At 62.0% G+C, this 14,576-nt stretch carries 8 protein-coding genes and 1 pseudogene; 6 read left to right on the top strand and 3 right to left on the bottom strand.

The features are described 5' to 3' along the window. Window positions 1-4 precede the first annotated feature (4 nt). Entirely contained in the window at window positions 5-919 is a 915-nt protein-coding gene (locus tag ACWPWQ_RS03655; RefSeq protein ID WP_005330088.1) for a LysR family transcriptional regulator, read from the bottom strand. A 257-nt stretch (window positions 920-1,176) separates the two neighbouring features. On the opposite strand from ACWPWQ_RS03655, the gene ACWPWQ_RS03650 reads away from it, so the two are divergent. The 6 genes from ACWPWQ_RS03650 (at window position 1,177) to recD (ending at window position 11,942) form a co-directional block, all read left to right on the top strand. Further along, window positions 1,177-1,509, top strand: coding sequence for a hypothetical protein (locus ACWPWQ_RS03650; protein WP_025328578.1), 333 nt, complete (start codon window positions 1,177-1,179; stop codon window positions 1,507-1,509). 32 nt (window positions 1,510-1,541) lie between these two features. Further along, window positions 1,542-2,228 carry a pirin family protein gene (locus tag ACWPWQ_RS03645; RefSeq protein WP_171272794.1) on the top strand — a complete coding sequence of 229 codons (687 nt, stop codon included), beginning with the start codon at window positions 1,542-1,544 and terminating at the stop codon, window positions 2,226-2,228. Between the two features lie 85 nt (window positions 2,229-2,313). After that, window positions 2,314-2,706, top strand: coding sequence for a DoxX family protein (locus tag ACWPWQ_RS03640; RefSeq protein WP_139436238.1), 393 nt, complete (start codon window positions 2,314-2,316; stop codon window positions 2,704-2,706). Window positions 2,707-2,935: 229 nt separating this feature from the next. Continuing rightward, window positions 2,936-6,286, top strand: coding sequence for an exodeoxyribonuclease V subunit gamma (gene recC, locus ACWPWQ_RS03635; RefSeq protein ID WP_454009022.1), 3,351 nt, complete (start codon window positions 2,936-2,938; stop codon window positions 6,284-6,286). After that, on the top strand, window positions 6,286-9,894 hold the full coding sequence (gene recB, locus ACWPWQ_RS03630) for an exodeoxyribonuclease V subunit beta (RefSeq protein WP_454009021.1): 3,609 nt from the start codon (window positions 6,286-6,288) through the stop codon (window positions 9,892-9,894). Before recC ends, recB begins: the two co-directional genes overlap by 1 nt. A gap of 8 nt (window positions 9,895-9,902) precedes the next feature. After that, complete coding sequence (gene recD / locus ACWPWQ_RS03625; protein WP_454009020.1) at window positions 9,903-11,942, top strand: exodeoxyribonuclease V subunit alpha; 2,040 nt, start codon at window positions 9,903-9,905, stop codon at window positions 11,940-11,942. Window positions 11,943-13,405: 1,463 nt separating this feature from the next. On the opposite strand, the pseudogene ACWPWQ_RS03620 reads toward recD, so the two are convergent. Then, window positions 13,406-13,784, bottom strand: a pseudogene (locus ACWPWQ_RS03620) (VOC family protein). Window positions 13,785-14,214: 430 nt separating this feature from the next. After that, window positions 14,215-14,571, bottom strand: coding sequence for a hypothetical protein (locus tag ACWPWQ_RS03615; protein ID WP_454009019.1), 357 nt, complete (start codon window positions 14,569-14,571; stop codon window positions 14,215-14,217). Window positions 14,572-14,576 lie beyond the last annotated feature (5 nt).

Below are 14,576 nucleotides of genomic sequence, written 5' to 3'. Positions count from 1 at the left end.
GGGACTATTCCCCCTTGCAGGGGAACAGCTTGGGGATCTCCCGCACCAGCCAGCTCTTGGCCTTGCCCATGGTATCGCGCCGCCACGCCAGCACGACCTGCACCTGATGGCGATATTCGGGGCCGATCACCTTGAGGCGGCCCGCCTTGATGTCCTCTTCTATCCAGCTCAGGGGCATGGTGCCGACACCAATGCCCGCCAGCAGGGCATCGCGCTTCTCCCCCATGGTGCTGACGGTCAGGCGCGGCTGCTTGTCCAGCAGGCGATAGGTGAGGGCGGGCTTGCGCCGCGCCGTGTCGGCAATGGCGATGGCGCGGTAGCGGCGCAGGGTCTCGTCCGCCAGGGGTTCGGGCTCCCCGTGCAGGGGGTGATCCGGGTGGGCGACATAGAGCATCACCTCCTCCTGCAAGGGCTGGTGCTTGATGCCGGTCAGGGTGATATCGGGGTTGAGGGAGGAGATGAGCAGGTCGGCGCGGCCATCCTCCAGACACTCCCAGCTGCCCGCCAGCACCTCGGCCCGCAACCGCAGCCGGGTATCCGTCAGCTCGGCCAGCCGCTCCACCAGGGGGTAGAGCGCCTGCAGCGGCACCAGGGCATCGACGGCTATGGTGATGTCGGTCTCCCAGCCCCGGGCCAGGGCCCGGGTCTCCCCCACCAGATGCTCGGCCGCCTCCAGCAGCAGACGACCCTGCTCCAGCAGCATGCGCCCGGCGGGGGTGAATTTGGTTCTGTGGCCGCTGCGATCAAACAGCATGGCGTCCAGCTCGTCTTCCAGCTTCTGCACCGTGTAGCTCAGCGCCGAGGGCACCTTGCCCAGCTCGTCGGCGGCGGCCGCGAAGCTGCCACGGCGGTCTATGGCGTCCAGCACCCGGATCGCCTCCAGGGTCAGCGCCCGCTCCTTGTTCGATTCCTTGGCCATATCTAACCTTCAATTTTTTTGAACATGTTTGCCAGATTATCTCGCTAACAACTTAGGGCAAGCCACTTTAATATTCAACCAACGCTTAGGCAGGAAGGCCAAGCGGCCAAATAAAAGGTAGTTCCAGGCTGAGACATCACACAGAACGATGTCTGCTGTAGGTGAAAGAACAACACACTATTTGAATAACCTCTTGCATGGATGCATTGATTCGGGCCAGACCGGCCTTGGCAATGACATAAAAACCAAGAGAGTGAATGAACATGAAAAACGTAATCAAGATGCTGGCCGTTGCAGGCCTGATGACCGCAGGTTTCGCCCAGGCTGCCGTACCGGCCGACATCAATGCCGCCCCGGGCGTGCTGTTCGTGAACTGGAACGCGACCGCCGCCATGGCTGGCAAGGCCAACCCCATGCTGGAGGTGCGCGATGAGTCTGGTGATCTGCTGGCATCGGTTCACGCCAGCCTGATGGGCACCCAGCAGGTCAAGATCCCGAGCCGCACCCAGGGCAACCTGACGGTCAGCCTGGGCAACGAGAGCAGCAGCTACCGCATCCCGTTCGGTCTGGGTGACGGTCGCCAGCGCTAATCAACCGTTTAAAGGTATTGGAGGAGCACACCATGATGAAATTGAGAGCCGCAGCAGAACGGGGTCATGCCAACTTCGGCTGGCTGGATGCACGTCACAGCTTCTCGTTCGGTCACTACTATGACCCGGACTGGATGGGGCACTCCGTCCTGCGGGTCATCAACCAGGATCTGGTGTCGCCGGGTGGCGGTTTCGCTACCCACCCTCATGCCAACATGGAGATCCTCACCTGCGTGCTGAGCGGCACCATAGAGCACAGGGACAGCCTCGGCCATGCCGAGCAGATCCCGGCGGGGGATTTCCAGCTGATGAGCGCGGGGTCCGGCATCCGGCACAGCGAGTACAACCCCTCGCAGACCGAGCCCCTCTCCCTGTTGCAGATCTGGATAGAGCCGAACGAAGTCGGCACAACCCCGGGTTATCAGCAGAAGAAGATAGCCACCCAGCCGGGGCTGACGCTGGTCGCGTCACCGGATGGGGAGGATGGATCCTTCAGGATCCGCCAGCAGGCCCGCATCTGGCGACTGCAACTTGCCGCAGGGGAAACCCTCGAATGGGCATTGCAAGGGCGTCATGGTTACCTGCATATGATTTCAGGGGAGCTGACTGGCAACGGTCTGGCTGCCCGACCCGGCGACGGCCTGCTCAGTCGCGATGAGGCGTCCTGGACGCTCACCGCCTCCGAGGGGAGTGAAGCCCTGCTGTTTGATCTGCCCTGATAGATAAATCACGGCGAAATGAATGAGTTAACAATTAGCTCTTACACTGTTTATTACCAAGATGGGTAATCAAAGGAATCTGACGATGGACAAGATGAAAGATGTGGCACTGCTGGCGGGTCGTATTTTGCTGGCGCTGATGTTCGTGATGGCAGGCTGGGGCAAGATCGGCGGTTACGCCGGTACCCAGGGTTACATGGAAGCCATGGGCGTGCCCGGGTTCATGCTGCCCCTGGTGATCCTGCTGGAGCTGGGTGGCGGTCTTGCCATAGTGCTGGGTCTCTTTACCCGCAGCCTCTCGGTGCTGCTGGCCGGCTTCACCCTGATGGCCGCCTTCATCTTCCACTATCAGCCTGCCGAACAGATGCAGATGCTGATGTTCATGAAGAACGTCTCCGTGGCCGGTGGTTTCCTGGCCCTGGCGGCAGCCGGTCCTGGCGCCTTCAGCCTGGATGCCCGCCTCGGCAAGTGCTGGTAATACCCTGATAGTTCAAGTTTTCCAACGCCTTTTGGCCGGTGCAGCTGCACCGGCTTTTTTATGCCCGCCAGGGGGCGAATGCCGGTACTGTGACGAGGCCCCTGGCGGCGGCAAGCGCCTTTTGCATCTTATCCCCCGATCCCCGACAATCCCATTTCGTGTGAAGTGACGGAAATGGCTCGCCTTTTCCGGCGCGCACCCCTCTTCATGAAATTGGCGGGAGTCGTCCATGTTTACCCTCTACCACTCCAATCAGCTGGATCTGCTCAAGGAGCTGCTGGTGAGCCGCATCCGGCAGGCGCCCCTCTCTCACCCCTTCGAGCACGAGCAGATCCTGGTGCAGAGTCCCGGCATGGCCCAGTGGCTCAAGCTGGAGCTGGCCAAGGCCTTCGGCATCGCCGCCAATATCGACTTCCCGCTGCCCGCCAGCTTTATCTGGGAGATGTTCACCCAGGTGCTGGCGGACGTGCCCCGCCAGAGTCCCTACAACAAGGGCTCCATGAGCTGGCAGTTGATGACCATCTTGCCTGCCCTGCTCGGCAGGCCCGCCTTCGCGCCGCTGGCCGCCTATCTGAGTGGGGATGACGAGGATCCCGCCCAGGATCCCGAGCAGGTGCGGCTGTGGCAGCTCTGCCAGAAGGTGGCGGATCTGTTCGACCAGTATCTGGTCTACCGGCCTGACTGGATCGCCCGCTGGGAAGAGGGGGAGGGATTGGGGTTGGAACTGGCCGGGGTGAGCGGCCAGGATTGGCAGCCGGAGCTGTGGCGCGAGCTGGTGGCCCGCACCTTGGCACTGAGTCCGAGCGGCTATCACAGAGCCAACCTCTACGAGGAGTTTATCCACGAGCTGGCGCGCACCCGGGAGCTGCCGGGCAAGCTGCCGCAGCGGGTCTTCGTGTTCGGCATCTCGGCGCTGCCGCCCCGCTATGTGGAGGCCCTGCTGGCACTCGGCAGCCGGGACGAGGTGGAGGTGCACCTCTTCGTCACCAACCCCTGCCGCTACTACTGGGGGGATCTGCTGGACAGAAAGACCCTGGCACGGCTGGAGAACAAGCTCAAACCCGGCACCGACATCGAGACCCTGCAAGGCCCCGCCAACCCGCTGCTCGCCTCCATGGGCAAGCTGGGGCGCGACTACCTGCATCAGCTGATGGAGCTGGAGGTGCCGCAAATCGAGGCCTTCGTCGACATCGACGAGGTGGACGAGCAGGGCCACGTCAGCCTGCTGCGCGCCATCCAGAAGGATGTGCTGGAACTGGCCGAACGGGGCGCCGGTGAGTTCAGTCTCGACGCCAGCCACCACAAGAGCCCCATCAGCCCGGCGGATGGATCCCTGCAGATCCACGCCTGCCACGGCCCGATGCGCGAGCTGGAAGTGCTGCACGACCGGCTGCTGGCGCTGTTCGAGCAGGACCCGTCCCTCACCCCGAAAGACGTGGTGGTGATGATGCCTGACGTGAACAGCTACGGCCCCTACATTCAGGCGGTGTTTGGCGCGCGGGGCCAGATCCCCTTCGCGGTCTCGGATCGGGCGGCGAGTCAGGAGAGCCCGCTGCTGCAAAGCTTCCTCGCCCTGCTCAGACTGCCCAACGCCCGCTTGGGGGCGGGGGAGCTGCTCGCCATTCTCGAGGTGCCCGCCGTGCTGCGCCGCTTCGAGCTGGATGACGACGAGTTCAACCAGCTGCGGGTCTGGGTGCAGGAGACCGGCATCCGCTGGGGGCTGGATGACGGCTACCCCGCTCGCTTCGATCTGCCGCCCATGTCTGGCAACAGCTGGCTGTTTGGCCTGCGCCGCATGCTGCTCGGTTTTGCCATGGGGGATGGCGAGCCGGTGGCGGGCATCCTGCCTTATGCCGATATCGAGGGTCAGCAGGGGTTGGCGCTCGGCAAGCTCGCCTGGTTTGTCGATTCGCTGGCCGAATTCCTGCCCCGGCTGCAACAGGCGCAGCCGCTGACGGAGTGGCACGCCTGCCTGCTGGCGCTGCTGGAGCGCTTCTATCTGGCCGATGAGGAGGAAGAGCGTCAGCTTCAGCTTATTCGCAGCCAGCTGGCCGACTGGCAGACCCAGCTCGGCGAGGCCCACTTCGAGCAGCCCATCACCGCCGATCTGTTGCAGGATTATCTCGGCAGCGTGCTGGGGGAGTCCCGCTCCAGCCAGCGCTTCCTCGCCGGTCAGGTCAACTTCTGCACCCTGATGCCGATGCGCTCCATCCCCTTCAAGCAGGTCTGCCTGCTCGGCATGAACGATGGCGTCTACCCGCGCACCCTGGCCCCCATGGGGTTCGATCTGATGGCGGTGGCGTCGCGGCGCGGGGATCGCTCCCGTCGCGATGATGACCGCTACCTCTTCCTCGAGGCACTCTTGAGCGCCCAGCAGGGGCTCTATATCAGCTATCAGGGCTTCAGCGCCCAGGACAACAGCGACAAGGTGCCCTCGGTGCTGTTGGCGGAGCTGATCGACTATGTGCGGCAGGGCTTCGTGCTGGCGGGGGATGAGAGCCTCGACGACGAGACCTCAGGCCGGCGGCTGCTCAACCACCTGATGGTGGCGCACCCGCTCACCCCCTACAGCCGCAACTACTTCTACCCGCAGGCGGGTTCGCGCCTCTTTACCTATGCCGCCGACTGGCTGCCCGCCCTCAATCCGGTGCGCGGCGCCGCCAACTTCCAGAGCGGCGAGCTGCCGCTGCCACCCGAATGGGGCAAGGAGCAGGGGTTGGAGCTGGCGGAGCTGCTGCGCTTCTATCGACAGCCCACCAAATATTTCCTCAACCGTCGCCTCAAGGTGTGGTTTGAGCTGAACGAAGCCAATATCGAGGATAGCGAGCCGTTCGAGCTGGATGGCCTGCAACATTATCAGCTGAAAGATCTGCTGCTAGATGCTCATCTGGCGGAAGGTGACAGCACAGTGCGTCGCGAGCAGTTGCAGCTCACCGGTCTGCTGCCCCAAGGGTGGTTTGGCAGCCTGCTGCTGGACGATCTGGATGCCGAGATGGGCAAGCTGGCGGATCGGCTGCGCCCCTGGGTTGCGGCTGATGAGGATGAAAAACGGGCGGTGGAGATCGATATCTCCCTGACTCAGGGCCAGCTGCAGGGGTGGATCGACACCCAGAAGGGGCGAGCGCTGGTGGTCAAACCCGGCAGCTTCAACGGCAAGGATCTGCTGCTGGGCTGGGTTCAGCACCTCTGTCTCTCATTGAGCTGCGCCCCCGGCGACACCCTGCTGTTCGATGCCAAGCAGAGTCTGCGGCTGCCAGCGCTGTCGGCCGACGAGGCGCGCCCCAGGCTGGCGGCCCTGGTGGCGCTCTGGGCCCAGGGGATGAAGCGGCCGCTGCCGTTTTTCCCCAACACCGCCTGGGAGTGGCTCAAGGCGATCGAGAAGGATCCGGACAAGCCGGAGGCGGCCGACAAGGCGGCCCTCACCCGTTTCAACGGTGGCTACATGGTGACGGGGGAGGGGCAAGACCCTTATGTCGCCCGCTGCTTCCCCGAGCTGGATGACGCCGTGCTGGACCAGTTGCAGGCCCTGGCCCGCGAACACCTGACCCCGCTGCTCAAGACCCTGGAGGAGCTGAAATAATGGCTAACCCGCTCAATACATTGCGTTTTCCCCTCCATGGTGAACGACTGATCGAAGCCTCCGCCGGTACCGGCAAGACCTACACCATAGCCGGTCTCTACCTGCGCCTGCTGCTGGGCCACGGCCCGCTGATAGAGGAGGGGGAAGACGCCGGTCAGCCCAGCGCCCACGAGCGGCCGCTCTCGGTGACCGAGATCCTGGTGGTGACCTTTACCGAAGCGGCCACCGCCGAGCTGCGGGGGCGGATCCGCGGTCGCATTCACGAGGCGCGCCTCGCCTTTATGCGCGGTGAGAGCAAGGATGCGTTGCTGGCCCAATTGCTGATCGAGGTGGAGGATCACGAGCTGGCGGCCCGCCGCCTGCTGGCTGCCGAGCGGCAGATGGACGAGGCGGCTGTCTTTACCATCCACGGCTTCTGCCAGCGGATGCTCAAGCAGAACGCCTTCGAGTCGGGCGCCCTCTTTGAGACCGAATTTTTGACCGACGACAGCCAGCTCAGGCTGCAGGCGGTAAGCGACTACTGGCGCGCCGAGTTCTATCCGGTGGACAAGACCCTGGCCAGCTCGGTGCGCGCGCTCTGGCCGAGCCCCGCCGCCCTGCTGCGGGAGATGAACGGCTGGCTCGACAACAGCGAGCTGGAGATCCACCCCGCGCTGGGGGATGAGACCCTCGCCGCCCGCCATCAGGCCGCCATGGCCCGCATCGGGGCGGTGAAAGATGCCTGGCTGGCGCAGACGGACGAGATCCGCCGCCAGACAGAGGGGCAAATCAAGCTGTATACCGGCAAGAACTACGAAGGCTGGCTCGCCAAGATAGGCGACTGGGCACAGGATCCGACCAGCGGTTATACCCTGCCCAAGGATCTCGAGCGCTTCGGCCAGGAAACCCTGGAGGCCAAGCTAAGCAAGGGGAAGGCGTTACCGACCCTGCCGCTGTTCAGCCAGATCGACCAGCTGCTGGCGAGCCGCCCCGGTATTCGCGACCTTATTCTGCAACGGGCCGCCAAAGTGGTGCGCAGCCGGATGCAGGCCAGCAAGCGCCAGGCCCATCAGCTCTCGTTCGATGACCTGCTGAAAGACCTCGACGGGGCGCTCGGCTCCAGCCTGGGCGAGCGGCTCTGCGATCGCATTCGCGCCACCTACCGGGTCGCGATGATAGATGAATTCCAGGATACCGACCCCCAGCAGTACCGCATCTTCCATCGCCTCTACGGCGGCCATCAGGATACGGCGCTCTTGATGATCGGTGACCCCAAGCAGGCCATCTACGGCTTTCGCGGCGCCGACATCTTCACCTACATCCAGGCGCGGCGAAATGTAAGCGCCCACTACACCCTGGGGCGCAACTGGCGCTCCAGCGGCGCCCTGGTGGGGGCGGTCAACGGTCTGTTCGAGCGGGCCAAGGATCCCTTTATCTACGAGGCGGATATCCCCTTCCTGCCGGTGGAGGCGCAGGGCAAGAGCAAGGCGCTGCTGCTGGAGGGGGCCACCGCCCCCGTGCTGCACTGCTGGCAGCTGAGCGGCCAGCCCACCTTCAACCGGGGGGATTACCAGAGCAAGATGGCCCGCGCCACCGCCGCCGAGATCCACCGCCTGCTGACCCTGGCCCGCGAGGGCAAGGCGCTGATCGGTGACAAGGCAGTGAAGGCCGGGGATATCGCCGTGCTGGTGCGCACCGGCTCTGAGGGCAAGCTGGTGCAGCAGGAGCTGGCGCGCCTCGCCATCGCCTCCGTTTATCTGTCGAACCGCGAGAGCGTGCTGGAGCAGGTGGAGGCGCGGGAGATTTTGCTGATTTTGCACGCCTGCCAGAACCCGAGCGAAGAGAGGAGCCTTAGGGCGGCGCTCGCCACCGGCCTGTTTGATCTGGATGCCAGGGCGCTCGACGCGCTGGCTTCGGACGAGCGGGCCTGGGAGAGCGCGGTGCAGGAGTTTATGGAGTACCGATCGATCTGGCATCGTCGCGGCGTGCTGGCCATGTTGCGGGCCCTGCTGCACAGGCGCAATCTCGCCTCCTCCCTGCTGGCGAGCCCCTACGGCGAGCGGCGGCTGACCAACTTCCTCCATCTCGGCGAGTTGCTGCAACAGGTGAGCAGCGAGCTGGATGGGGAATATGCCCTGCTGCGCTGGCTGGGAGAGGCGGTGAGCCGCCCGGGCGGCCAGGATGCGGAGCAGGTACTTCGCCTCGAATCCGAGCGCAAGCTGGTGCAGATCGTCACCATCCACAAATCCAAGGGGTTGGAGTACCCCCTGGTGTTCCTGCCCTTCATCTGCAGCCACAGAACCGCCGAGACCCCGCTCTATCACGAGGCGGACGAGGCGGGCAATCGCACCATTCTCGATCTGACCGGCGCCGAGGGATCCTTGGCGGAAGCGGACAGGGAGCGCCTCGCCGAAGACTTGCGGCTGCTCTACGTGGCCCTGACCCGGGGCGTCTACGCCACCTGGCTGGGGCTGGCCCCGGTGCGCTCGGGCAACGGCAAGTCGGAGAAGACCGAGCTGCACCACACCGCCATCGGCTACCTGCTGCAAAAGGGGGAAGAGGGGGACGCCACTACCCTGGCGACCGCCCTCACCGAGCTTGCCCAGGCGCTGCCCGGGGTGGCGGTCGGTGAGCCCTCGCTCACCCGTCCGGCCCCGCTGCCGCCAGAAGAGGAGCGGCTGGGGGAGCCCCAGGTGCGCCACTTTACCGGTTCCCTCGAACGGGACTGGTGGATCAGCTCCTACTCCGGGCTGGCGGCTCAGGGGAACGGCCACGGCAAGGGGGTCCTGGCAAACCCCGGCTTCGATGACGAGGTGGTCACCGAGGCGGCCGCGCTGGCGGCAGAACAACCGGACGAGGCGCCCCAGCCCTCCATCTTCACCTTCCCGAAGGGGGCGCGTCCCGGCACCCTGCTCCACAGCCTGTTCGAGACCATAGACTTCGAGAGCGCGGCGGGCGAGCCGCTGGCGCAGCATATCGCTGGCCTGCTGGCGCAAGATGGTTTCGACGAGAGCTGGGCCCAAGTGTTGCAACAGCAGGTGGAGGCGGTGCTGGATACCCCGCTGGAAACGGGCCTTGGCGATCCGGTGCGGCTGCGGGATCTGGCGCCCGGGCGCAAGCAGGTGGAGCTGGAGTTCTTCCTGCCCATGGGGCGGGTGACGGCACCGGCGCTGACCGCCCTCTGCCAGCAGCACGACCCCCTGTCGCGGGGCAACAAGCCGCTCGGCTTCGCCACCGTGCAGGGGATGCTCAAGGGCTTTATCGACCTGGTGTTCGAGTGGCAGGGGCGCTGGTATCTGCTCGACTACAAATCCAACCACCTCGGCATGAGCCCCGCCGATTACAGCCGTCCGGCGCTGGAGCGGGCGATGGCGGAACACCGCTACGACCTGCAATACCAGCTCTACTCTCTGGCGCTGCACCGGCTGCTCGGCTTGCGGCTGCCGGGCTACGACTTTGACCGGCACTTTGGCGGTGTCTTCTATCTGTTCCTGCGCGGCATGCCGCAGGGGGGCATTTTCCATACCCGCCCGAGCCGTGAACTGGTGCTGGGGCTCGACAAGTTGTTTAGTGAAGGTGTGGAGCCTTACGATCATCGTTTAGAAAAATCAAACAAGGCAGAGGCATGAGGGGCGAGATGAAGAGCGACGGTATGATCGAACGGCTGAAAGCCCTGGCGCTGGCGGGGCGTATCCGCGAGCTGGATCTGCAATTTGCCAAGCTGGTGGCCGATCTGGGCGGCGGCCCCGAGCTGGTGCTGGGGGCCGCGCTCGCCTGCTTCGAGCTTGGGCGCGGCCACGTCTGCCTACCGCTGGAGATGTTGGCTGCCGGATCCTTGCGCCCCTTCGGGCTGGATCCGGATCAGAGCCGGGATCTGCTGTGGGATCTCGCGGATCCTGCGAGCTGGCCCGCCCTGTTTGCGGCAAGCCCCTTGGTTGGCACCGAGCAAGATGAGGGGGTCGCCCCGCGCTGGCCGCTGCGGCTCTGGCGCGATCGCCTCTACCTCACCCGCTACCACGACTTTGAGCTGGGGGTGGCCCGCCATCTGCGCGCTTTGAGTGAAAGAGCCGAATGGCCTGAGATTGCCCCGGCCCTGTCGCGGCTCTTTGCCCGCGACTACGGCCTGGTGTTCGATGCGTTGCTCAAAGCTCGCCTCGCTCCCGACTTCTCCGCCCGCCACTTCGTCGAGAAGTATCTGGATCTGGTGTTCCCGAGCGAGGTGGATTGGCCCGCCATCGAAGGGCTGCTGGCCAGCGCCCAGGCAGCGAGCGAGCTGAGCGCGCTGGATGTGCTGGTGCCCGAGGCGCTCTGCTGCAACGGCCAGAAGCTGGCGGCGGCCACTGCGGCGGCGCGCCCCTTCGCGGTCATATCGGGCGGTCCCGGCACCGGCAAGACCACCACGGTCGCCAAGCTCCTGGCCATCCTGGTGGAGACCGGCCTGCAATCGGGCAAGGCCCCGGCGATCCGGCTGGTGGCCCCCACCGGCAAGGCTGCGGCGCGCCTCACCGAGAGTATCGGCTCTGCCTTGCAGGCCCTGGATCTGCCCCCCGAGTGGGCCCAGGCCATCCCCACCGAGGCGGGCACATTGCACCGGCTGCTCGGGGTGATCCCGGGGCGCAGCCAGTTCCGCCACCACGCGGGCAACCCGCTGCACCTCGACTTGCTGGTGGTGGATGAGGCCTCCATGGTGGACTTGCCCATGATGGCGCGCCTGCTGGACGCGCTGCCAAGCCACGCCCGCCTCATCCTGCTCGGCGACAAGGATCAGCTCGCCTCGGTGGAGGCGGGGGCCGTGCTCGGCGATATCTGCAGCTTTATCGAACAGGGCATCAGCTCGGCGCAGGCGGGTTGGCTCTCCCGCCAGACCGGCTACCGCCTGCAGGGCTCGCCCGCAGGCGCTCCGGTGCGCGACAGCCTCTGTCTGCTTGCCAAGAGCTGGCGCTTTGACCAGCATTCGGGCATCGGCCAGCTGGCGCGGGCCTGCAACGGCGGCGATGCCGCGGCGGTGGAATCGGTCTGGAGTGCGGGATTCAAGGACATCAGCCTGCACCCCTGGGCTGGGGAGGCCTACGACGCCCTGATTGCCCAGGGGGTCGCCGGTTACGGTGCCTATCTGAAGGCGGCCCGCGCGGGGGAAGAGGCGTCCGCCGTGTTCAAGGCGTTCAACGGCTTCCAGATCCTCTGCGCCCTGCGGGACGGCCCGTTCGGGGTGTTGGGGCTAAACGAGCGGCTCGAACTGGCCCTGTCACGGGCGGGGCTCATCGCCCGCGACGGCGACTGGTATGCGGGCCGCCCTGTGATGGTGGTGCGCAACGATCACGGCATCGGCCTCTACAACGGCGATATGGGGCTCTGCCTGCCGGACGAAACCGGCCGCCTCAAGGTATGGTTCGAGCAGCCGGATGGCACCCTGCGGGCCCTGTTGCCCAGCCGATTGCCGCCCCACGAGACCGTCTATGCCATGACCATCCACAAATCCCAGGGCTCTGAGTTTGCCCATACAGTGCTGGTGCTGCCGGACAGCCCCAGCCCGCTGCTGACCCGAGAGCTGGTCTATACCGGCATCACCCGCGCCAAGGCCCGCCTCGATCTCTACGGCGATCGCGCCCTGCTGGCACAGGCCGTGCGGAAAAAGACCGAGCGTTATTCCGGATTGGCGGAGAGGTTGGGGGAGTGATTGATGGCGGCGGTAAAGGGAGTTGCCGCTGTCCTATTACGCTTTAGTAACTTAAGCCGCCATTTCAATTAAATTCATGGGGCAAATATAATATATGAAGTATGAGAAAACCTAAAAGCTCTTTGTCGAAGTCCTAAACTGACAGAAGAACAGATTAAATTAACATTCAAGAAGCGGGATTTGCTGATGTTGAGGTATCGAGAGATAGTTTAACTCGAGCTAGGTTTAATATTCAAGCCGATGAGATTGTATTATGTAACAGAACGCCCTATATCATATATGAACAAGCGATGGGGAAGAGTGACGTCACTCCAACAACGTATGTTGAGTTTATCTATACCCGTACCATTATTTCTTGGAGAAGGCGAGTGCCAGTGATATGAGCCGTATAAATAAATAAATTAAACCGCATAAATCGTCCAGTAAATGGCTGCATGAAAACTTTACCCCATTATTTGTTGCGCGTTGCCTTGCTGCTATAAAGTCATTTACTTATATTTCAATAAGTATTTTCTGTAAGCGACTCATTGACCGATTATAAGACAATAATACCTTGAGGCTATTGAGGCCTATCATATGGGATTAGACCATATAGCGATAATGTCTCTTTTTCCTGTTTTTGAAGCTGGATTAAGGAATGTTCAAGTTAGTATTCTCAATCAAGGTGTAAACAATGTCAATTTTCTTGGGATTTGAAAGAATAACAAGCAACTAATATTAAATCACGGTCGAAAACAAATGTCTAAATATGACTGGCATCCAGGGAAGGGCTATAACAGTGAAGTAGAAATAGATTTTTTAACACATGTTAACCCACAATGTGATGTAATAAATGCATTCGGAGTACTCCTTTTCCTTGGCTATACAAACCGAAGTCAGGCTATAGATGGGAAAATGAATGGTTTTAATAGACATCTGATTATGCATCTTTAAATAATGATTTTAATGAGCCATCAAACTTCCCCTACTCTTGGCACTAACTCACATCATGTTTATTGAAAGCTTGAGAAATGAAAAGGTTCCTTTTTTTGGCCGGGAATTGATGAGGTCGATATGGAGTTCGGTGAGTGCTTGCGTAAGTTAACGAATGTAGATTTCATATCTCGCAGAAAGTTACTGGACTCACCTAACCACATGCGCATATTGATTCGACAGATAACACATTTATTTCATCTTGTATGTTGGGCTTCTCAGGCTCAGCACCAACCTACCGATGTGTAGGTTGTGGCTGAGCCTGTGAAGCTCAACGTTACGTGGCCTCTTTCCTCCCCTCATCCCCGACCCTTCTCCCGCAAGGAAAGGGAAAAGCGCGCGCTGTCCGGTACGCTTCGCTTAAATCAGGCTATCAGCGACTATTTTTGCCGTCAACCAGATCGGCGACTGGCGAATCATGTTCTGGATGCTGCTTTATCCCCTCTCCCGTTGGGAGAGGGGAGGGTGAGGAGCATTCAGGTATTAGATGGTCAGCTCAAGCGTTTTGTGGGATCCAGGAAGGTGCTCTCGTAATAGCCGTCACCGGTCAGCAGAGGCCGTCAGGTGTTTCACCTCGGCGCTTTCAGCAGCCGGGCGGTCATCATAAACCTCCTCCACGCTGCCGAGAGAAGAGCGAGAACAGAAGACCTTCACAGCAGGTGCAGCAGAGCGAGATCCGCCGGAAATAATATGGGGGTGTGCCATCAACTCCAGACTGGCGCCTCCTCGAAGCGCACGAAGTAGGAGGAAAACTGTTTGCTCGGGTTGTGGTAGCACTCATTGGCCTGCCCGCCAAACAGGGTGCAGTAGAATGTGCCAGTGCCTCCAGATCCTGCACTGCGCCCAGATGGCGACGTGATGGATATGCATGGCTGGTCTCCTGTGAGTTGATACCCCCAATGCCCGGAGGGTCTGCCCCTTCGGCCTTGGCTTAGCCCGTCCTGATGATGTCTGAAACTGCCAATCATCTTTGGTCGGTGCAGCGCACAGATCAGGTGAGTACCCGGGAAGCCAACTGCGCCACACTGAGCCGGTGTGAAACCAAGACTCGCGGGCCTGCTTATGTCGGGCATAAAGAAGAAGGCCCCGAGTCGGGGGCCTGTCTTGATATCGCCCGCAAAAGAGCGCGGACATTTTTCAAGCAACGCGTAATGCCGTCATCAGCTGTTCCGGGCACTCCTCCGTGACGAAGTGACCGCGTTCACCAAAGGCATGGCGCCTACCCAAATTCACCGCTCGTCCTGCATCGTCTGCTGGGGTGCGTCTGGTGGCATGATCCGCACCTGTGCCAGCACCGGCATCAGCAGTTTTTCTCACCGCTGTTTATTTTGTGCAATGTTTGCAGATCTGGCGGTAATACGCGAAGCCTGCCTGTCCTGCGAGAGGAATAAGCATCTATATAGGTTTGTGCTGCGACGCGATCACGCTGATAGGATAAATGGTCAAAAATAAAATTCAGATATTCCCGCTCTTTGCCGGCCGTCAGCATTTCCGGCAAGTCCTGTACCTGATTAAACATGAAGTGCCAGAGGAAAATATTGTCCTGCGGATCGACGAAGATGGACGGTGCCGGCGCCAGGCTGGAATAACCGCTGGTTAATGCGATTTTCTTGATGTCGGCGGGATAATCACTGGCCAGGGCATAACCCACCCACATGCCGA

The sequence above is a fragment of the Aeromonas sp. Marseille-Q7275 genome (assembly GCF_965119515.1).
This window is presented reverse-complemented; position numbering and strand designations above follow the sequence as displayed.

Bases quoted from the DNA above. Each gene is read 5' to 3' on its own strand.
- ACWPWQ_RS03655 (WP_005330088.1), bottom strand. From the start codon at position 919: ATGGCCAAGGAATCGAACAAGGAGCGGGCGCTGACCCTGGAGGCGATC.
- ACWPWQ_RS03650 (WP_025328578.1), top strand. From the start codon at position 1,177: ATGAACATGAAAAACGTAATCAAGATGCTGGCCGTTGCAGGCCTGATG.
- ACWPWQ_RS03645 (WP_171272794.1), top strand. From the start codon at position 1,542: ATGATGAAATTGAGAGCCGCAGCAGAACGGGGTCATGCCAACTTCGGC.
- ACWPWQ_RS03640 (WP_139436238.1), top strand. From the start codon at position 2,314: ATGGACAAGATGAAAGATGTGGCACTGCTGGCGGGTCGTATTTTGCTG.
- recC (WP_454009022.1), top strand. From the start codon at position 2,936: ATGTTTACCCTCTACCACTCCAATCAGCTGGATCTGCTCAAGGAGCTG.
- recB (WP_454009021.1), top strand. From the start codon at position 6,286: ATGGCTAACCCGCTCAATACATTGCGTTTTCCCCTCCATGGTGAACGA.
- recD (WP_454009020.1), top strand. From the start codon at position 9,903: ATGAAGAGCGACGGTATGATCGAACGGCTGAAAGCCCTGGCGCTGGCG.
- ACWPWQ_RS03615 (WP_454009019.1), bottom strand. From the start codon at position 14,571: ATGTGGGTGGGTTATGCCCTGGCCAGTGATTATCCCGCCGACATCAAG.